This window comes from Xanthomonas arboricola (assembly GCF_003353015.1).
Lineage (GTDB): Bacteria > Pseudomonadota > Gammaproteobacteria > Xanthomonadales > Xanthomonadaceae > Xanthomonas > Xanthomonas arboricola_E.
In genome coordinates this window covers 1,543,046-1,562,987 of record NZ_QREM01000009.1, presented here as the reverse complement: position 1 = coordinate 1,562,987, position 19,942 = coordinate 1,543,046, and the positions used below count along the sequence as shown (strand labels likewise).

Here is a 19,942-nt window from a genome sequence, read left to right as displayed (position 1 = left end):
ATCCCCACATCGTCCCACCCCTTCACGTTTGCGAGCCTGCCCTTGTCGAGTCCCAGCCACGTTGCCGAAACGCCGATCACCGAACGTGCGGAGCTGATCCAGGTGCTGGCCTCCGGCGAGAAGCCCAGTGCGGACTGGCGGATCGGCACCGAGCACGAAAAGTTCGGCTTCCAGCTCGACGACCTGCGCGCGCCCACGTTCGAAGGCGCGCGCGGCATCCAGGCGCTGCTGACCGGCTTGACCCGCTTCGGCTGGGCGCCGGTGCAGGAAAACGGCCACACCATCGCGCTGCTGCGCGACGGCGCCTCGGTGACGCTGGAGCCGGCCGGCCAGCTGGAGCTCTCCGGCGCTGCGGTGGAAACCCTGCATCACACCTGCGTGGAAACCGGCACCCATCTGGACGAAGTGGCCCAGGTGGCCGGCGAGTTGCAGCTGGGATTCCTGGGCATGGGCTTCCAGCCGAAGTGGCGCCGCGACCAGATGCCGTGGATGCCCAAGGGCCGCTACCAGATCATGAAGAACTATATGCCCAAGGTCGGCTCGCTCGGCCTGGACATGATGACGCGCACCTGCACCGTGCAGGTCAACCTGGATTACGCCAGCGAAGCGGACATGGTGAAGAAGTTCCGCGTGTCGCTGGCGCTGCAGCCGATCGCCACCGCGTTGTTCGCCGATTCGCCGTTCACCGAAGGCAAGCCCAACGGCTACCTGAGCTACCGCTCGCACATCTGGACCGACACCGACGCCGATCGCACCGGCATGCTGGATTTCGTGTTCGAAGACGGCTTCGGCTACGAGCGCTACGTCGATTACCTGCTCGATGTGCCGATGTATTTTTCCTACCGCGACGGCGTCTATGTCGATGCCAGCGGGCAGAGCTTCCGCGATTTCATGCAGGGCCGGTTGCCGGCACTGCCGGGCGCGTTGCCGACGCTGCGCGACTGGTCCGATCACATGACCACCGCGTTTCCGGAAGTGCGCCTGAAGAAGTACCTGGAAATGCGCGGCGCCGATGCCGGCCCGTGGGACCGGCTGTGCGCGCTGTCGGCGTTCTGGGTGGGGCTGCTGTACGACGACACCGCGCTGGATGCGGCCTGGGACCTGGTCAAGGATTTCAGCCCGGCCGAGCGCCACGCCTTGCGCGACGGCGTGCCCAGGCATGCGCTGGGCCTGCCGTTCCGCAATGGCACCGTGCGCGACCTGGCGGTGGACGCGGTCAATATCGCGCGCGAAGGGCTGCGCCGGCGTGCGCGCCTGAACCGCGACGGGCAGGACGAGACCGGATTCCTGGATGTGATCGCCGAGATCGCCGAGAGCGGCGTGACCGCCGCCGAGCGCAAGCTGGCGCTGTACCACGGTGCCTGGAACGGCGACATCGATCGGGTGTTCCGCGAGTTCGCCTACTGAGCGTCGAAGCAGGCAGGTGCCGGCGCGCGTCTTGCCGGCTCTGTGTGGGGAAAGAGGCGCAGGACGGCGCGGATCGCGTCGTCGAATCCCAGGCAGACCGGACGCCAGAGGTGGGCTGCGGGCCGCGCGCAAGCGCGGTGCTGATCGCCAGGTCGCCACGCCCCGCCTGACCGGGATGCGGCGCCCGGAGGGGCGCCAGACCCGTTCCGGCTCAGCGCCGTTCCGGCACGCACGGCAGCCGCACCGTCACGCGTAGGCCGCCACCTGCTGCACGGTTGTCCAGGCGCAGGTCGCCGCCATGCGCCAGCACGATGCTGTGCGCCACCGACAACCCCAGCCCGATGCCGCCGGTGTCGCGATTGCGCGAGGACTCGCCGCGCACGAAGGGCAGCAGCAACTGGTCGCGCTGGGTCGGGTCGATGCCGGGGCCGTCGTCGTCGATCCACAGCACGCCGTCCTCGCCATCGCGCTGCAGCTGCAGGCGCGCGCGCTTGCCGTACTTCAGCGCGTTCTCCAGCAGATTCATCACCGCCCGACGCAATGCCAGCGGGTCGCCATCCAGGGTGATTTCCGGGCCGGGCAGCAGTTCGGCATCGGCGCCGATGTCGGTGGCATTGTCGACCACGCTTTCCACCAGCAGGCGCAGATCCAGCGGCGCGCGCTTGCCGCGGTGGCGATCGTTCTGGATGAAATCCAGCGCGGCGGAAATCATCGCCTTCATCTCGTCGATGTCGGCTAGCGCCTTGTCGCGCAACGGTGGCTGCAGGCCGTCCAGGCGGAACGACAGACGTGCCAGCGGCGTGCGCAGGTCGTGCGCGATTGCCGCCACCATGTGGGTGCGTTCGTTGATCAGGCGGTTCAGGCGCGCCTGCATCGCATTGAACGAATCGGCCGCGCGCACGATCTCCGGCGGGCCGCTGCGTTGCAAGGCGGCCGCCTCCGGATTGCGGCCCAGCCGGTCGGCGGCTTCGGCAAAGCGCTTGATCGGCGCCGACAGCGCACGCGAGAACCACCACGCCAGCGGCACGTTGGCGAGCAGGCCGGCCAGGAACAGCAGCACCACATGGGTCTTGAACTCGGCCGACAGCCGCCGCGGCGGCGATTCGACCGTGCGCCAGCGGCCATCGGGCTGCTGCAGCGCGGCGGTGAAGCCGTCCAGCAACGGCACGCCCGGGGTCAGCCGCTCGCTTTCCCAGGCGTCCGGGGCGTGGTCCGCAGGCAGCCTGTTGCCGACTGGCAGGGTGCCGGAGGGGAGGTCGCGCGGCCAGTCGCCTGGTGCCGGCGGCGCGCGCTGCATGGCGTCGCGGCGCGTGCCGGCGCCACCGGCATCGCCGCCATCGCCGCCATCGGCCCCGGCGACCGGCGCCTGGCCAGGCGGGCGCGGCGCGGCGGCGCTGCCGATCTGCGGACCCTGGCCAACGTCGGCGCTGCGGTAGAAGCGCACGCGCTGCTCGGGAACGTCCAGCCAATGGGCCAGCAGCATTTCGGCAAATCCATCGCGCACCTGGCCTGTCGGCGGCAGCGGAGGCTGGGCCGATTCGTGCACCGTCAGGGTCTGGGTGCCGGCCGGCATCCGCGTGGACAGCAGCGCCACCACCTCGGGCGGATGCACCGGCGGCTCGTAGACCGGGGTGCGCATCACCAGCAGGGCAATGCCGATGACCTGGGCGGTGAGCAGCGCCACCGCCAGCAGTACGAAGGTACGGGCAAAGATCGAGAGCCCGGGCCGTGCCGGTTTGCTCACAGGCGCGAGACGCCCGGCAGCAGCATGTAGCCCTCGTTGCGCACCGTGCGGATCAACTCGGTATGCACGCGCTCGTTGATCTTGCGGCGCAGGCGGCTGATCTGGCTGTCGATGGCGCGGTCGTAGACGTCGGTGTCGCGGCCGCGGGCGTAGTCCAGCAACTGGTCGCGGCTCAGCACCCGCTGCGGATGCTCGACGAAGGTGCGCAGCAGCGCGAACTCGCCATCGGAGAGGTTGATGAAGATGCCGGTGGGGTCGCGCAGGTCGCGGCGGACCACGTCCAGCCGCCAGCCGGCGAACTCGTAGACGTTGCCGCGGTGGTCGGCCTGCTCGCCGCTGGCCTGGCTGCGGCGCAGCAGGGCGCGCACCCGTGCCAGCAGTTCGCGCGGATTGCAGGGCTTGGCCAGGTAATCGTCGGCGCCCACTTCCAGGCCGATGATGCGGTCGGTGTCGTTGCCCAGCGCGCTGAGCATGATGACTGCAGGTGAACCGCGCTCGCTGGCCAGCGCCCGCGCCGCGCTCAGGCCGTCTTCTCCAGGCATCATCACGTCGAGTACGATGAGGTCCGGGCGACGCTGCGCGATGCTCTGGCGCATCTCCGCCACGTTCTCGGCAACGTCCACCTGGTAGCCGTGGGCGCTGAGGAACTCACCGATCAGCTTGCGCAGGTCAGGGTCGTCGTCGACCACGAGAACGCAGGGGGGGTGCATGTCCATGGAGGTCATCGTCGGTGTTGCGGAGCTTGGCCCGCGCAGGGTGGTGGCTGCCGGATACATGGTGCTCGCAGTCGCAGGGCTGGAGCGCGCATCATAATGATTGAATTTGTCAACTTTTGGCATACGTGTGACGCAACATGACAGAACGGGATATCGCGCAGGAAACCGGGCCATCGACACCGTGTCGCTACAGTGGCGAGTGTACGCATGAGGAGGCGTTTCCGATGATGCGGGTGATCAGCCGCGACAACGGCGTGGGCCTGACCCGGGACATGCAACTGATGGCGCAGGCGCTGCGCGCCGGCGGCATCCCGGTGCAGGAGGTGGGCTTCACCAGTCAGCGGCTGCACGACACCGCGCGCGAAGCCCGTTTGTGGGCCAGCCGCGCGCTGTTCGGACGGGTGCCGGTGCAGATCTTTTCCGAGCGTGTGTATGCGCGCTGCCTGCCGCTGGGCCAGACCAACCTGCTGGTGCCCAATCCGGAGTGGCTGCTGCCCAAGTGGCTGCCGCGGCTGTCGCAGTTCGACGCAGTGCTGTGCAAGACCCATCACGCCGAGCGGATCTTTCGCAATCTGGGCTGCGCCACGCGCTTCATCGGCTTCACCAGCCCGGATCGCCACGACGCGCAGGTCCGGCGTCAGCGCGCGTTCTTCCATCTGGCCGGGCGCAGTACCGCCAAGGGCACCCGTGTGCTGCTGGAGACCTGGCAACGGCATCCGGAGTGGCCGTTGCTGACGGTGGTGCAGAATCCGCGCACCGCCGGCAAGCCGGTGGTGGCGCCGAACATCGACCACCGCGTGCGCTATCTCGACGACGCCGAACTGCGGCGGCTGCAGAACGCGCATCTGTTCCACCTGTGCCCGTCCGAGGCCGAGGGCTTCGGGCATTACCTGATGGAAGCGCTGAGCGTGGGCGCGGTAACCCTGGCCACCGACGGTGAGCCGATGAACGAGCTGGTCAGGCCCGAGCACGGCGTGCTGATTCCGGTGGCCGAGGTGCGCCAACGGCGCCTGGCGTCCTACTACTACGTGGATGCGGCGGGCATTGCGCAGGCGGTGGAAACCGCGTTGGCATTGCCGCAGGCGCAGCTGGAGCAGTTGTCGGCCAACGCGCGTGCGTTCTACCAGGCCAACGATGCCGCGTTCGCTGCGCGCTTTCGCAGTGCGGTGCTGGCGTCGTTGCCCGCAGATGCGGCCGATGTCGCCGCGAGCGTCGCCCCGGTGGTGGTCGAGAACTGAGGCATCGACCCGGCTTGGGCCTTTGCCGCGGCCCGGACGTCCTGCACGCAGCAGCACACGGTGCTGGCGGGGTTCCAGGCCTTGTCGCCGGATGCCGACACACGCCAGCGATCGGTGCGCAGCGGTAGTGGGCCGCTGTCCGGCCAGCAACGGCATGACGTCGCCAATGCCGCTGCCCGGTGGGTTCCGGCGCGACGGCCCGGGGCCCGATGGCCTGCACGGGCCTGGCGCACCACAGGGGCCGCCACGCCGCGGGTGGCCGGGCTTATCCACACGCGCGGGGCGCGGCGGCGACCTGCCGTGTCGAGCACGCTACTGACAAGCTCTTCGCCATCGATTGCGCACTGTGGGGACTCACCCGGTACGGCTGATCGATGACGATGCGCGCAGGCAGGAGCCGGACACGATGAGTGCCGTGCCCGACGACACCAGGCAGGACAACGCGGCGCTGCAGGACGAGCTCTCCGGCATGCAGCGCCTGCATGCCTTGCAGGTCAGCCTGGCGGCACAGGCCGATGCGCGCAGCGCCTTGCAGGAAATCACCGCGCTGGCCTGCGCCTTCGCGCGCACCGACTGCGGCTGCGTGCAACTGGTCAATGCGCACAACAGCGGGATGGAATTGCGTGTCTATCGCGGACATGACGAACGCAGCGCCTTCGTGCAGCAGTTCCTGAAAGACGGCTTCCAGGCCACCTGCGACGCCGTGCGGCGCGCACGCCGCCAGCTGGTGATCGAGGACATCGAAACCTACACCCCGTTGCAGGGAACCCCCGATCACGAGGCGGCACTGTGCAGCGGCATCCGGGCTGCCCAGTTCACCCCGTTGTTCAACCGTGCCGGCGACCTGCTGGGATTGCTCGGGACCCAGTTCACCGTGCCGTATCGGCCTGCGGAGCACGAACTCAGATTGCTCGAACTGCTCGCCTGGACGGCGGCCGACTACATCGAGCGCCATCGCGCCGAGCGGGCATTGCGCAGCAGCGAGTCGCGGCTGGCGGCGTTGTCGGCGGCCAGTTCCGAGGTGCATTACCGCATGAGCGCGGACTGGGACCAGATGCACCAGCTGACGGCCGGTGCGCCCGCCGCCGATGCGCCGGCCACCAGCCGCTCGTGGATCAGGGATTACACTCCCGCAGAGGACCAGGCGCTGGTGCGCAGCAGGATCGATGCAGGGATCCGCTCGCGCAGCGCGATCGTGTTCGAGCACCGGATGCGGCGCGCCGATGGCAGCATTGCGTGGATGGCGACCAAGGCGGTCCCGGCCCTGGATGCGCAAGGACGCATCACCGAGTGGTTCGGTGCCGGCGCCGACGTCACGGCGCGCAAGCAGGCCGAGGAATGCCTGCGCGATAGCGAGGCGCGGCTGACGTGCGTGCTCGACCAGGTCCCCATCGGGATCGGTCTGTTCGATACGCAAGGCCGCTTCACCTACCGGAATCCACAGCTGCGCGACCAGCTGGCAGAGCGGGTTCCCTCGCGCGCGCCGGCGCAGCAGCGGCCGCGGGCCGGTGTCGATCAGCAAGGGCAGGCGGTCGCGATCCAGGAGTTTCCCTGCGCCCGCGCGCTGCGTGGCGAGGACACGATCGCGCCGGTGGATTTCCTCGATCCTCGTGACGCCGCGCAGCGCTGGTTGCGGATCACCGCGGTGGCGCTGCGCGAGGGCGGGCACGTCACCGGTGGCGTTGCGGTGCTGCAGGAGGTCACTGCGCAACGCCAGGTGCAGATGGAAGTGGGGGCGCTTGCCGAGCGCAATCGCGACATTCTGGAGAGCATTTCCGACGCGTTCTATGGCGTCGACGCGCAGGGGCGCTTCACCTACATCAATCAGAAGGCCGAGTTGCTGTGGGGACGCGCGCGCGATCAATTGCTCGGGACCTTGCTGTGGGAACAATTTCCCGACTCGATCGGGTCGCTTCCGTACCAGGCGCATGTGCAGGCCTCGCAGACGCGCCAGGTGGTCCGCCTGGAAACCTTGTCGCCGGCATTGGGGTGCTGGGTGGACGTCAGCATCTATCCCACCGAAGACGGCGGAATCTCGGTGTACTTTCGCGACATCTCCGACAAGCGCCGCGCCGACGAGCGGTTGCGTGCCAGCGAGGAACGCTTCCGCACCGCGTTGACGATCGAAACCGTCGGTGCGACGTACTTCGACATGGACGGTCGCCTCACCGATGCCAACGACACCTTTCTCAAAATGAGCGGCTACAGCCGTGCCGACCTGGAAGCGGGCCTGCTGACCTGGCAGGCGCTGACGCCGCCCGAATTCAGCGGCGTGTGCGAGCAGGCGTTCGAGCAGCTCAGGACCAGGGGCAGTGCCACGCCCTATGAGCGCCAATACCTGTGCAAGGACGGAACCCGGCGCTGGGCCCTGTTTGCCTCCAAGCGCCTGCCGGACGGTACCGGCTTCGAGTTCGTGCTCGACATCACCGACCGCAAGCGCACCGAGGCGGCGCTACGCGAAGTGCAGGACCGCAATGCCTTCCTGTTGAAACTCTCCGACGCCTTGCGGCCGCTGCCCGATCCGGCCGCGATCCAGGGCGAGGCCGCGCGTGTCCTGGGCGAGCACCTGGACGCCGGCCGCGCGTATTACGTGGAAGTGGATGCCGGGGCGAACCAGTCCGTGGTCGAGCGCGACTGGCATCACCCCGACGAAACCGGCCAGGCGCGGCGCTTTGCGTTGACGGACTGGCCGATGCCCTGGCTGATCGATGCGCAGACCTGGGTGGTACGCAATGCCGCCACCGATCCTGCATTGCCCGACGACCAGCGCGCAGCCTACCTGGACAACCGGATCGGCGCGCTGATCGTGGTGCCGCTGGTCAAGGGGGGCCAGCTGGTGGCCACCTTCGTGGTCAATCAACGCGGCGCACGCAACTGGAGTGCCGCCGAGATCCGCCTGGCAGAGGAAACCGCCGAGCGCACCTGGGCGGCGCTGGAGCGTGCGCGTGCCCAGGGCGCGCTGCTCGCAAGCGAGCAGCGCTACCGGGTGATCCTGGAGAGCGCGCTCGACTACGCAATCTTTACCACCGATACGCGCGGACATATCCAGACCTGGCCGCCGGGTGCCGAAGCGGTGTTCGGCTGGACCGCCGAGGAGGCGATCGGCCAGCACATCGCAATGACCTTCGTGGCCGAGGACCGCCTGACCGGCGTGCCGCAGCGCGAGATCGAACAGGCGCACTACACCGGCGGCGCGCCGAACGTGCGCTGGCATCAATGCAAGGACGGCCGCCGCGTGTTCATCGAAGGCGCGACGCGGCCGTTGCGCGATGGCGGTGCCGAGCCGCTGGGCTACCTCAAGATCGGCCAGGACGTGACCCGGCGACGGCAGTGGGAAGACCGCCAGCAGGTATTGCTGGCCGAGCTGCAGCACCGCACGCGCAACCTGATGGGCGTGGTGCGTGTGGTCTTCAACCGCACGCAACGCAGCAGCGGAACCATCGCCGAACTGGCGCTGATCTACAACGACCGCCTGGACGCCCTGGCGCGCGTGCAGGGGCTGCTGTCGCGCTTGAACGAAGGCGATCGCATCCTGTTCGACGAATTGATCCGGGTCGAGTTGTCGGCCATGGGCGCGATCGATGCGCAGGGCCAGGGCGACCGCGTGAGACTGGACGGCCCCGGCGGCGTGCGTCTGCGCTCCAGCACCGTGCAGACCTTTGCGCTGGCCCTGCATGAGCTGGCGACCAATGCCAACAAGTACGGCGCGCTTGCACAGGCCGGCGGCCAGTTGCAGGTGCGCTGGCGCCTGCTGGGGACCGCCAGAGGCACCCGCCTGCGCATCGAGTGGAGCGAGACCGGCGTGCACATGCCGGTGCCCGGCGAAGCGGCGCAAGGGTCCGGCTATGGCCGCGAATTGATCGAACGCGCGCTGCCGTACCAGTTGCAGGCCGAGACGACCTACGTGCTGGGGCCGGACGGCGTGCGTTGCACCATCGAGCTGCCGGTGTCGGAGAGCATGCGGTGGAATGGCGACGACAGCTGATGTTTCCGCGCTGTCGCGAAACAAGCGTGCTGCCGCCGAGAGCGTGCTGCAGTGCGACGCCAGCGGCGATGAAGGCGCCGGCTCCGCAGCGCCCCGGGGCACCGCGTCGAGGACCTGCGGCGCCATGGCGGGCGCGGCTGTCGTCGCAGCTGGCGGGCGATCCGGGCCACGGCCCGGCGGGCGTTGTTCCTGCCGGCCCGTTCGCAGGCATGGCTTTTTCCGGCCGGATCCATATACTACCCCCCAGTATTTGACCGGAGGCCGTCATGCCGCATTCGCCAGAGGAGAAAAAGCGGGCGCTGGCGCGCGTGCGACGCCTGCGCGGGCAATGCGACGCACTTGAGCGCGCGCTGGAAGCGGGCGCAGACTGTGCGCCTGTGCTGCAGCAGATCGCCGCGATCCGGGGTGCCGTCAACGGCTTGATGTCGCAGGTACTCGAAGCGCATATCCGCGAAGACTTCGGCCATGCCGCCGCCTCCGATGCGCAGCGCGCCGAGCGCGTGCAGGAGCTGCTCGGGCTGGTCCGGTCCTATCTCAAATGAACTCCCACCGGGTCGGCGCACGCCGTGCCCGTCCTTGAATCTCATCGTCAGGAGCACCACCACATGAAATCCCGTGCAGCAGTTGCATTCGGCCCCGGCAAGCCGCTGGAAATCGTCGAGATCGACGTCGCACCGCCGAAGGCCGGCGAAGTGCTGGTCCGCATCACCCACACCGGCGTGTGCCACACCGACGCGTTCACGCTGTCCGGCGACGATCCGGAAGGCATCTTCCCGTCCGTGCTGGGCCACGAGGGTGGCGGCATCGTCGAGCAAGTGGGCGAGGGCGTGACCAGCGTCAAGGTCGGCGATCACGTAATCCCGCTGTACACCGCCGAATGCCGCAAGTGCAAATTCTGCCTGTCCGGCAAGACCAACCTGTGCCAGGCCGTACGCGCCACCCAGGGCAAGGGCCTGATGCCCGACGGCACCACGCGCTTCTCCTACAACGGCGAGCCGATCTACCACTACATGGGCTGCAGCACCTTCAGCGAATACACCGTGGTGCCGGAAATCTCGCTGGCGGTGGTGAACCCGGAAGCGCCGCTGGAAAAGGTGTGCCTGCTCGGGTGCGGTGTCACCACCGGCATCGGTGCAGTGCACAACACCGCCAAGGTGAAGCCGGGCGAGAGCGTGGCGGTATTCGGCCTGGGCGGCATCGGGCTGGCGGTGATCCAGGGCGCGGTGCAGGCCAAGGCCGGGCGCATCCTGGCCATCGACACCAACCCGGGCAAGTTCGACCTGGCGCGCAGCATGGGCGCCACCGACTGCATCAACCCCAAGGACTACGACAAGCCGATCCAGGAGGTCATCGTCGAGTTGACCGATGGCGGCGTGGACTTCAGCTTCGAGTGCATCGGCAACGTCAACGTGATGCGCTCGGCGCTGGAGTGTTGCCACAAGGGCTGGGGCGAGAGCGTCATCATCGGCGTGGCTGGCGCCGGCCAGGAAATCAGCACCCGTCCATTCCAGCTGGTGACCGGCCGCGTGTGGCGCGGTTCGGCCTTCGGTGGTGTCAAGGGACGTACCCAGTTGCCGGGCATGGTGGAGCAATCGATGACGGGCGAGATCGATCTCGATCCGTTCATCACCCACACCATGCCGCTGGAAGAGATCAACGAGGCCTTCCACCTGATGCATGAAGGCAAGTCGATCCGCACCGTGATTCATTTCTGACCGGACGGTCAGGATCGGCGCGCGGCCGCTTCCGCGCACGTGGTACCCGATACTCCGGGAGGGGCATGATGACCAGCGTCTCGATTCATCCTTCGGTAGACAGTGGTGTAGCGCGTGGCGGTGCGGAAAGTTTTCAGGGCGGAACCCTTGAATGCCACTGCGCCAGCGACAAGGTGACCGTGGAGGTGGGAGCGCAGACCGCGCACAACCACGCCTGCGGCTGCAGCAAGTGCTGGAAGCCGGAAGGCGCGACATTTTCGGTGATTGCAGTGGCGCCGCGCGACAAGGTCACGGTGACCGCGCATGCGGAAAAGCTCAAGGTCGTCGACGCAAGCGCGGCGATCCAGCGGCATGCATGCACCGGCTGCGGCGTGCATATGATTGGTCGTATCGAAGACAGGGAGCACGCGTTTTACGGTCTGGACTTCATCCACACCGAGTTGTCGCAGCAGCCGGGCTGGTCGCCGCCGGGCTTTGCGGCGTTCGTGTCCTCCATCATCGAAACCGGAACCCCGCCGGCCGAGATGGACGGCGTGCGGGCCCGGCTCAACGCGCTCGGCCTGACCCCGTACGACTGCCTGTCGCCGGGATTGATGGATGCGCTGGCTGCCAACGTGGCACGCAAGAAGGGCTTGCTGCACTGATCGCCCAACCCCGCGGCCGGCACGCATGCCGGCCGCAGGTTCTTATCGAAGGAATCTCATGGAACGTATCGAACACCGTGCCTGCTTCGGCGGCTGGCAAGATGTCTATCGGCATCAATCGCAGAGCTTGAACTGCAGCATGCAGGTGGGTGTCTACCTGCCGCCGCAGGCCGCCGATGGCCCGCTACCGGTGCTGTACTGGCTCAGCGGCCTGACCTGCACCGAACAGAACTTCATCAGCAAGGCCGGCGCGCAGCGCTACGCGGCCGAGCATGGCGTGATCCTGGTTGCCCCCGACACCAGCCCGCGTGGCGACGATGTGGCCGACGCGGATGGCTACGACATCGGCAAGGGTGCCGGTTTCTATGTCGATGCCACCGAGCAGCCGTGGGCGGCGCATTACCGCATGTACGACTATGTGGTGAACGAATTGCCGGCGTTGATCGAGGCGCACTTCGCCACCACCGGTGCGCGTGCGATCAGCGGCCACTCGATGGGCGGCCATGGCGCCTTGACCATCGCGTTGAAGAATCCGGGCCGCTATCGCAGCGTGTCGGCATTCTCGCCGATCGTCGCGCCGAGCCAGGTACCGTGGGGCGAGAAGGCGTTTGGCCAGTATCTGGGGCCGGACCGTGCCGCGTGGAAAGCGTACGACGCCACTGCGCTGATCGCACAGGCACAGGAACGCCTGCCGTTGTTGATCGATCAGGGCGACGGCGATGAATTTCTCGAGAACCAGCTGAAACCGTCACTGTTCGAAGAGGCCGCTACCGCAGCCGGTTATCCGGTCACGGTGCGGCTGCAGCCTGGTTACGACCACAGCTATTACTTCATCGCCAGCTTCATCGGCGAGCATATCGCGCACCACGCCGCGGCGTTGCGTGGTTGATCGTTTGGTCGAGCGCGGAGTGAGTGCTTGGCATGGGATGGCGCTTGGTGGTGCTCAGTGCGTCGCACTGCGTTGCACCGCACCGCATTGCACTGCTCCGCATTGCATTGCATTGAAGTGCATTGCATTGCATTGCAGTGCAATGCGAGGCGCTGCCGCGCTTCCGTGTTGCATCGGCCGTGACATGAGGAAAGTGCCGAACTGAATTCCCTTCTCCCTTCGGGAGAAGGTGCCCCGCAGGGGCGGATGAGGGGAGGGGCGAAGCCCGGCGGAGGTGAGGCCAGCTGGTAGGCCGGCTGAAGTGCGGCCTGGCTCCCTTCTCCCTTCGGGAGAAGATGCCCCGCAGGGGCGGATGAGGGGACGGTGAAGCTTGGTGGAGCGCCTAGGTCGGCCGGTAGAGCGACCGATCTGCGGTGTGGCTGCAGGGCCATTGCCCGCCCACCATCGCGGGACACACCGCAGGTAGGTCCTTGTAAGGCTCTGGCGTGGCATCCATGTCGCTCAAGGTCCCGCGACGGCGGGCAGGCAAGGACCATCGGCGCTGGTCGGCATGCACGATGCAAGCAGGGCACGACGTGCGTTGTTTGGATAACGGCACCGCTGTCAGCGGTTCACTACAGCGCAGTCAACAGGCAGGCTTCAACACAACGCCCTGCACACTTGCTGATAAGGCGCGCAAGCAGCCTTTTCGCATCTGAAGTCTGCGTCGATCAGCTGCGTCACCTCATTCTCCTGTCGGCGATCGCCATTGCCACCAACCAGGCGCGGCTAACGCACCACCTGCGCCGCAAGCTTGCCCAGTCGGCGCATCGCGCGCTCCAGCGTGTCGCTCCACGGCTGCCCGCAGGTCAGCCGCAGGTGATCTGCGTAGTCGCCACGGCTGGAGTACAGATGACCGGGCGAGGTGCCGATGCGTTCGGCCAGTGCGGCCTCGAACACGGCCTGGCCGCTGCCGGCGTCGGGCAATTGCAGCCATAGCGATAGCCCACCGGCCGGGTCGCCCACGCGTGTGCCTTGCGGCCAATGCCGCACGATTGCATCGCGCAGCCGCTGCCCGTTGTCGGCCAGGGTGCGGCGCAGCTTGCGCAGGTGCCGTTCCAGATCGTGTTGCGCCAGATAATCGGCCAGCGCCAGTTGTGGCAGGCTGGCGCTGCCGACGGTGGAAAAATACTTGGCGCGCACCAGCGCGTCGGTCCAGTCGCCGCCGAGCAACCACCCCACCCGCAAGCCGGGCGACAGCACCTTGGAAAACGAGCCGCAGGTGATCACGTTGGCATGGGTGTCGAAATGGCGCAGCGGGCGCGGACGTTGGCCCGACCAATCCAGTTCGCCGTAGATATCGTCTTCGATCACCACCGTGCCATGGCGGGCGCAGCTGGCGAGCAATGCGCGCTTGGCGCTGTCGGGAGTGAGGCTGCCGCTGGGATTGTTGAAGTTGGGGACCAGCACTGCGGCACGTACCGGAGTGCGCTGCAGCAGCGCGTCCATACGCGCGACATCGATGCCGTGACCGGGACGGTTGGGCACCTCCAGCACCTTGAGCCGCAACGCAGCCACCGCCTGCAGGATGCCGTGATAGGTGGGTGTTTCGATCAGCACCACATCGCCTGCTGCGGTAAGCGTGCGCAGCGCCAGGCTGATCGCTTCCATCGCGCCGGCAGTGATCACCACCTCCTCGGCATCGACGGTGGTTGCGCAGTGTGCATACCGCTGTGCGATCTGGCGGCGCAGTGCGGCGTGGCCTTGCGGCGGTGCGTAATCCAACGCCGCGGTGCGCTGGCGACGCAGCTGCCGCGCCAGGGCCGCGGCCAGTTGCGCGGTGGGCAATAGCGCTGGCGCGGGCGTGGCGGTGTGCAGCGGCACCAGGTCGGTACGCGCCAGGGTATCGAGTACGCGCTGCAAGGCCGGGTTGTCGACCACGCCCGGTTTGCGCCGACGTGGGAGGGGCGCTGCGGCTGGCAATGCAGGCGTGGTGCTGCGCACGAAGTAGCCCGAACGGGGGCGCGCCTGCACCCGTCCTTCGCGCTCGAGTTGCAGGCAGGCCTGCACGGCGGTGGCGGTGCTGATGCCGTGGTTGGCGGCGAGTTGCCGGATCGAGGGCAGGCGCTCGCCGGCACGCAGGGTGCCGCCCTCGATCTGCTGCCGCAGCTGCGTGGCCAGCGTTTCGTACAGCAGCATCTGCGGGCGCTCCCATCTGTATTGGTCGATTTGCAGCGTATCTGAATCTGTCATGGTCGTTTAGCACGTTGCAGACTGGCCGTGCCCGGTGAGTGCGCCGGGTGTGGATTCCCTTCCGTGAGGTTGGCCGTGCTGCTTGCTGCGTTTGCTGTTGCCCGCTATTTGCGCCCTTCCGATGGCGTTGGCGAGGGTCGGACCCTCCAATCGTGCGATGCCGCGCGTGCACCACGCTGGGCACAACGGCTGGCCAGGACGCGGCTCACTGCGCTGCGAGCCCTTGCGCGGGGCGGCGACCTGCAGTGCCGGGTTCGACCGCAGCCTATCTGCGCGCGTGGCAGCGCTGTCCGGTCTCTGCAGGGAACCCCTGCGTCATGAGCGCCTCCTTGTCTGTGCAAGCGGCACCCGCCGGCGCCGGACGACGCGCGATCTGGCAATTGCTGGTCGCCGAGGTGCTGATCGGCTCGGTCGGCGTATTCGTGCATGAAAGCGGGCAGGACCCGGTGACGGCAGTGTTCTATCGCTGCCTGTTCGGCGCGCTGTTTCTCAGCGTGTGCGGAGTGATCGGTGGACAGCTGCAAGGCCTGTGGCGCGAGCGTGCGCTGTTACGTGATGCCGCCATCAGCGGGGTGCTGCTGGTATTGAACTGGGTGGCATTGTTCGCGGGGATGGCACGCTCGTCGATCGGCGTGGCGACCATGGTCTACCACGTGTTCCCGTTCGTGATGCTGCTCCTGGCCGCATTGTTGCAGGGCGAGCGCACGCGGCGTGTCGATCTGGGCTGGACGCTGCTGGCATTCGTCGGCGTGGCCTGCTCGGCAGATCCGGCACGCTTGTGGCAGGCGGCCGATCGTGGCTACCTGATCGGCATTGCGCTCACGCTCCTGGCGGCGTTGCTGTGCGGTGCCTCGTTGCTGATGTCGCGTCGCATCAGCCGTGAGCGACCGCTGGCGGTGGTGACCGTGCAGTGCTGGGTCGGCACGTGCCTGCTGGCCGGGTTTTCCAGCAGCGCCGCATTGCATCCGGGCCTGCACTGGCTGTGGCTGGTGGGCCTGGGCGTGATCCACAGCGGCATCGTCTATGTGCTGTTCTATTCGTCCTATCGCCATCTGCATGTGGCCACGATCGCGGTGCTGGCGTTCGTGTATCCGCTGGTGACGCTCTTGCTGGACTACCTGCTCTACGGCCACGCATTGGTGCCGGTGCAGTGGTTGGGCCTGGCGCTGATCGTGGTCGGCACGCTGGCGGTGAATCTGAAATGGCGCTGGCCGCGGCGAGCAGCGCGCTGAGCTGAGTGGCGTTGCCGCCGCGCTGCGTGCGCGGCGGCCGCGTGACTCAACGCACGTCGCGCAGTTCCCAGTGGTGCCCGGCCAGCGCCTGCATGCGCTGCTTGAGCAGGTCGCCGGGGATGCTGGTGGTGGCGACCAGGTCGATCCGCAGGTCGCCCTGCTTGCCGGTCACCGTTGCCGAGGGATCGGTGACGCCCAGGCTGGGGTCCACCGCATCCGGGTCGGCCTGCAGCAGGCGCCAGCGATCGAACCAGGCCGGATCACGCAAGGCGGCTTGCAGCTGTTCGGCAAACGCCTCGGCACCATGGGCGGTGAAGCTCACGCTCGCATCGCCGCCACGGGCGAGCTTGGGGTCGGGCAGGCTGATCGAGTAGCTGACAGGCATGTGCAAGGACTCTGATGGATGACGCCGGCACGTTAGTGCAGCGGCGGTGAGCGTTCCGTTGACAGGCCGCAGATGTGGGAGTCTTCAAGTGCGGAGTTGCTGCCTGTTCCGCGAGTGGCTGGGGCACCGCGCCCTCGATGCTGCAGGTTTGCTGCAGGGCCCTTGCCCGCCCACCATCGCGGGACACGCTGCAAGTACGTCCCTGTAAGCTCTAACGCGGCATCCATGCCGCGTAAGGTCCCGCGACGGTGGGCGGGCAAGGACCAGTCGAGAGGGTCTGTATGCGCAGTTACAAGCAAGGCATGGCGTTCGCTGTTCGAAGCACGTTGCGTCCGATCAGTTCCTCGCGCAAGCCGAGCAACAGGCAGGCTTTCGACACGAAACATGGAAATGTCTCGTCTGCCGCTGCAAGCCGAGCGAAACGCTTTCAATAAAGCAGCCNAAGCCGAGCAACAGGCAGGCTTTCGACACGAAACATGGAAATGTCTCGTCTGCCGCTGCAAGCCGAGCGAAACGCTTTCAATAAAGCAGCCAACCAACTGTCTGGTGCGGTGTCCTTGCCGGTTGCGGGACCGTGTGGCGGCATGGATGCCGCCACCGTGGGTTCACGGCGTGTCCCGCAAGCGGTGAGGGCACCGCGCCCTCGACNCGGTTGCGGGACCGTGTGGCGGCATGGATGCCGCCACCGTGGGTTCACGGCGTGTCCCGCAAGCGGTGAGGGCACCGCGCCCTCGACGCACCCAGCTGTCGACCCCAATCTCGGCCAGCAGTGATGGGCGGCGTTAGAGCTTGGCGCGTTGCTCGCGCAGGCCGGTCAGCTGCGTGGTCCAGTCGTTCAGGCGCGCGCGTTCCTGTTCGACCACCACGGCCGGTGCGTTCTGCACGAAGGTGGCGTTGCCCAGCTTGCCATTGCACTTGCCGATCTCGGCTTCCACGCGCTTGATTTCCTTGTCCAGGCGCGTGCGTTCGGCATCCATGTCGACCAGGCCTTCCAGCGGCACCAGCAGGGTGAGCTCGCCGACGATGGCCGTGGCCGACGGCGGGGTGTCCTGGCCGGCGTCGAGCCAGTCGATCGCTTCGAGCTTGAGCAGGAACGACAGCGGCGAGGCGAAGCGGCCGACACGGGCGCGATCGTCGCTAGTTCCTGCCTGCAGCAGCAGGCGCACCTGCCTGGACGGCGGCACGTTCAATTCGCTGCGCACCCGGCGCAGCGCCGACACCATCGACTGCAGCCATTCGACATCGGCCTCTGCGCCGGCGTAGCCCGCGGTGTCGATATCGCCGGCCTGCGGGAATGCCTGCAGCGAGATCGTGGCGGCGGTGATGCCCAGGCGCGGCGCGACCTGCTGCCACAGTTCTTCGGTGACGAACGGGGTGAGCGGGTGCAGCAGGCGCAGCAGCGCTTCGAGTACGTATAGCAGGGTGTGACGCGTGCTGGCGGCAGCCTCGCTGTCCTGGCCGTTGAGCGCGGGCTTGGCCAGTTCGACGAACCAGTCGCAGAACGCATTCCAGGCGAACTCGTACAGCGATTGCGTCAGCAGATCGAAGCGGTAGTTGGCGTAGTGCGCGTGGGTTTCTGCAGTCACCTTGTCCAGGCGCGCCAGAATCCATTGCTCGGCCTCGGTGCGCGGCTGCGGCACGCCGATAAAGCGCGCGCCTTCGGTGTTCATCAGCACGAAGCGCGTGGCGTTCCACAGCTTGTTGCAGAAGTTCTTGTAACCCTCGGCACGGCCAAGATCGAACTTGATGTCGCGGCCGTGCGTGGCGAGTGCGGCGATGGTGAAGCGCAGCGCGTCGGCACCGTGGGCAATGATGCCGTCCGGGAATTCCTTGCGCGTGGCTTTTTCGATCTTTGGCGCGTCCTTGGGCTTCATCAGCCCGGTGGTGCGCTTGGCAACCAGGTCTTCGATGCTGATGCCGTCGATGATGTCCAGCGGGTCGAGCACGTTGCCCTTGGACTTGGACATCTTCTGGCCCTGCGCATCGCGGATCAGGCCGGTGATGTAGACATCGCGGAACGGCACCTGGCCGGTGAAGCTGTCGGTGGCCATGATCATGCGCGCCACCCAGAAGAAGATGATGTCGAAGCCGGTGACCAGCACCGACGACGGCAGATAGCGCGCGAAACCGCGCTCGGCCATCGCGTTCGCATCCGGCCAGCCCAGCGTGGAGAACGGCCACAGCTGCGAGGAGAACCAGGTTTCCAGCACGTCGCTGTCCTGATGCAACGCGACCGCGGCATCCAGGCCGTGTGTGGCGCGCACCTCGGCTTCGTCATGGCCGACATAGCACTTGCCGGCCTCGTCGAACCACGCCGGAATGCGATGCCCCCACCACAGCTGACGGCTGATGCACCAGTCCTGGATGTTCTCCATCCAGTGGCGATAGGTGTTGATCCAGTTCGGCGGCACGAACTGGATCTTGCCGCTTTCGACCAGCTCCAGGCCGCGCCTGGCCAGCGCGTCCATCTTCACGAACCATTGGTCGGTGAGATACGGCTCGATCACCTGCCCGGTACGATCGCCGCGCGGCACCTGCAGCTTGTGCGGCTTGGTTTCGACCAAGACGCCCAACTCCTCCAGCTCCGACAGCACCAGCTTGCGTGCGTCGTAGCGATCCAGGCCGCGATAGCGCTCCGGCGCATTCTCGTTGATGGTGGCAGTGACGGTGAACAGGTTGATCAGCGGCAACTCATGCCGCACGCCCACCTGGTAATCGTTGAAGTCATGCGCAGGCGTGACCTTGACCACGCCGGTGCCGAAGGCGCGGTCGACATAATCGTCGGTGATCACCGGCACGTGCCGGCCGGTCAGCGGCAGCACGATGCGGGCGCCGTGCAGCGTGGCATAGCGTGGGTCTTCCGGATGCACCATCACCGCGGTATCGCCGAGCATGGTCTCCGGGCGCGTGGTGGCGACCACCAGGTAATCGCGGGTCTCGCGCAGCGTCTCGACGCCGTCGGCATCGTGCTCGACGTGCTCGTAGGTCACGCCATCGGCCAGCGGATAGCGGATCGACCACAGGAAACCGTCTTCCTCGACGTTTTCCACTTCCAGGTCGGAGATCGCGGTCTTCAGCACCGGGTCCCAGTTGACCAGGCGCTGGCCACGATAGATCAGGCCTTGCTCGTACCAGCGCACGAACGCTTCGTTGACCGCGGCCGACGGCTGCGGGTCCATGGTGAAGGTGCTGCGCGACCAGTCGCTGGAGGTGCCCAGGCGGCGCATCTGGCGCTCGATGGTGTCGCCGGATTCGGCCTTCCACTCCCACACCTTGGCGATGAAGCCCTCGCGCCCCAGCGAGTCGCGCGTCTCGCCCTTGCCTTCCAGCGCCAGGTTGCGCGACACCACCATCTCGGTGGCGATGCCGGCATGGTCGGTGCCCCCCTGCCACAGCGTGTCGAAGCCGCGCATGCGGTGATAGCGCACCAACGCATCCATCAGCGTCTGCTGGAACGCATGGCCCATGTGCAGCGTACCGGTCACATTCGGCGGCGGCAGCAGCACCGTATACGGCTCCCCCTGGCCGGACGGCACGAAATACCCGGCAGCCTCCCACTGCGCGTACAGGCGCGATTCGAAGGAAGAGGGGTCGTAGCTGGAGGCGAGGGTGGTCATAGTGGGGCGGGGATTCGTTGTTCGGGATTCGGGATTGGTTGCGTCATGGGGCCGGCAAGAAGCACTGGCAATCCACTCATCAACGTCAGCAGTGGTGGTGTGGAGCGAAGATCGGCTACTTGGAATGCGTGGCTGGAT

General features: G+C 67.1%; 13 protein-coding genes. 8 read left to right on the top strand and 5 right to left on the bottom strand.

Annotated elements, in window-relative coordinates; translation table 11 throughout:
- Positions 1–42 precede the first annotated feature (42 nt).
- Positions 43–1,407 carry a glutamate--cysteine ligase gene (locus C0541_RS17145; protein ID WP_115050170.1) on the top strand — a complete coding sequence of 455 codons (1,365 nt, stop codon included), beginning with the start codon at positions 43–45 and terminating at the stop codon, positions 1,405–1,407.
- Between the two features lie 211 nt (positions 1,408–1,618).
- On the opposite strand, the gene C0541_RS17140 is transcribed toward C0541_RS17145, so the two are convergent.
- Together C0541_RS17140 and C0541_RS17135 are read right to left on the bottom strand one after the other, a co-directional pair.
- Entirely contained in the window at positions 1,619–3,151 is a 1,533-nt protein-coding gene (locus C0541_RS17140) for an ATP-binding protein (protein ID WP_115050168.1), read from the bottom strand.
- Positions 3,148–3,867 (bottom strand): response regulator, encoded by a 720-nt coding sequence (locus C0541_RS17135; protein ID WP_115050165.1) that lies wholly within the window; start codon positions 3,865–3,867, stop codon positions 3,148–3,150. The genes C0541_RS17140 and C0541_RS17135 overlap by 4 nt, the downstream gene beginning before the upstream one ends.
- Positions 3,868–4,004: 137 nt before the next feature.
- Here C0541_RS17135 and C0541_RS17130 point away from each other — a divergent pair, with 137 nt between their 5' ends.
- The 6 genes from C0541_RS17130 to fghA all read left to right on the top strand — a co-directional run bounded on the left by C0541_RS17130 (position 4,005) and on the right by fghA (position 12,338).
- Positions 4,005–5,105, top strand: a complete 1,101-nt coding sequence (locus tag C0541_RS17130; RefSeq protein ID WP_115050164.1) for a glycosyltransferase — start codon at positions 4,005–4,007, stop codon at positions 5,103–5,105.
- Between the two features lie 406 nt (positions 5,106–5,511).
- Positions 5,512–9,090 (top strand): PAS domain-containing sensor histidine kinase, encoded by a 3,579-nt coding sequence (locus C0541_RS17125; protein WP_238601350.1) that lies wholly within the window; start codon positions 5,512–5,514, stop codon positions 9,088–9,090.
- Between the two features lie 266 nt (positions 9,091–9,356).
- Complete coding sequence (gene frmR / locus C0541_RS17120) at positions 9,357–9,632, top strand: formaldehyde-responsive transcriptional repressor FrmR (protein ID WP_115050162.1); 276 nt, start codon at positions 9,357–9,359, stop codon at positions 9,630–9,632.
- Between the two features lie 63 nt (positions 9,633–9,695).
- Entirely contained in the window at positions 9,696–10,805 is a 1,110-nt protein-coding gene (locus C0541_RS17115; RefSeq protein ID WP_104649702.1) for an S-(hydroxymethyl)glutathione dehydrogenase/class III alcohol dehydrogenase, read from the top strand.
- A 68-nt stretch (positions 10,806–10,873) separates the two neighbouring features.
- Positions 10,874–11,449, top strand: a complete 576-nt coding sequence (gene gfa, locus C0541_RS17110; protein ID WP_115050447.1) for an S-(hydroxymethyl)glutathione synthase — start codon at positions 10,874–10,876, stop codon at positions 11,447–11,449.
- Between the two features lie 58 nt (positions 11,450–11,507).
- The gene (gene fghA / locus C0541_RS17105) at positions 11,508–12,338 is read left to right on the top strand and encodes an S-formylglutathione hydrolase (RefSeq protein WP_115050160.1); all 831 of its coding nucleotides are present in this window, start codon (positions 11,508–11,510) and stop codon (positions 12,336–12,338) included.
- A 768-nt stretch (positions 12,339–13,106) separates the two neighbouring features.
- Here the strand turns inward: fghA and C0541_RS17100 are convergent.
- A complete protein-coding gene (locus tag C0541_RS17100) occupies positions 13,107–14,516 on the bottom strand; it encodes a PLP-dependent aminotransferase family protein (protein ID WP_115050158.1) in 1,410 nt (469 codons plus the stop codon).
- 371 nt (positions 14,517–14,887) lie between these two features.
- Here C0541_RS17100 and C0541_RS17095 point away from each other — a divergent pair, with 371 nt between their 5' ends.
- Positions 14,888–15,802 carry a DMT family transporter gene (locus tag C0541_RS17095; protein ID WP_193725935.1) on the top strand — a complete coding sequence of 305 codons (915 nt, stop codon included), beginning with the start codon at positions 14,888–14,890 and terminating at the stop codon, positions 15,800–15,802.
- Between the two features lie 46 nt (positions 15,803–15,848).
- Here C0541_RS17095 and C0541_RS17090 read toward each other — a convergent pair whose 3' ends face one another.
- The gene (locus C0541_RS17090; protein WP_161960113.1) at positions 15,849–16,187 is read right to left on the bottom strand and encodes a hypothetical protein; all 339 of its coding nucleotides are present in this window, start codon (positions 16,185–16,187) and stop codon (positions 15,849–15,851) included.
- Positions 16,188–16,969: 782 nt separating this feature from the next.
- Complete coding sequence (locus tag C0541_RS17080; protein WP_115050154.1) at positions 16,970–19,804, bottom strand: valine--tRNA ligase; 2,835 nt, start codon at positions 19,802–19,804, stop codon at positions 16,970–16,972.
- Positions 19,805–19,942 lie beyond the last annotated feature (138 nt).

Excerpts from the sequence above, each read along its gene's own strand:
- C0541_RS17135 (WP_115050165.1), bottom strand. The coding sequence starts at position 3,867 with ATGGACATGCACCCCCCCTGCGTTCTCGTGGTCGACGACGACCCTGAC.
- C0541_RS17130 (WP_115050164.1), top strand. The coding sequence starts at position 4,005 with ATGACAGAACGGGATATCGCGCAGGAAACCGGGCCATCGACACCGTGT.
- C0541_RS17125 (WP_238601350.1), top strand. The coding sequence starts at position 5,512 with ATGAGTGCCGTGCCCGACGACACCAGGCAGGACAACGCGGCGCTGCAG.
- frmR (WP_115050162.1), top strand. The coding sequence starts at position 9,357 with ATGCCGCATTCGCCAGAGGAGAAAAAGCGGGCGCTGGCGCGCGTGCGA.
- C0541_RS17115 (WP_104649702.1), top strand. The coding sequence starts at position 9,696 with ATGAAATCCCGTGCAGCAGTTGCATTCGGCCCCGGCAAGCCGCTGGAA.
- gfa (WP_115050447.1), top strand. The coding sequence starts at position 10,874 with ATGACCAGCGTCTCGATTCATCCTTCGGTAGACAGTGGTGTAGCGCGT.
- fghA (WP_115050160.1), top strand. The coding sequence starts at position 11,508 with ATGGAACGTATCGAACACCGTGCCTGCTTCGGCGGCTGGCAAGATGTC.
- C0541_RS17100 (WP_115050158.1), bottom strand. The coding sequence starts at position 14,516 with ATGCTGCTGTACGAAACGCTGGCCACGCAGCTGCGGCAGCAGATCGAG.
- C0541_RS17095 (WP_193725935.1), top strand. The coding sequence starts at position 14,888 with ATGAGCGCCTCCTTGTCTGTGCAAGCGGCACCCGCCGGCGCCGGACGA.
- C0541_RS17090 (WP_161960113.1), bottom strand. The coding sequence starts at position 16,187 with ATGCCTGTCAGCTACTCGATCAGCCTGCCCGACCCCAAGCTCGCCCGT.
- C0541_RS17080 (WP_115050154.1), bottom strand. The coding sequence starts at position 19,804 with ATGACCACCCTCGCCTCCAGCTACGACCCCTCTTCCTTCGAATCGCGC.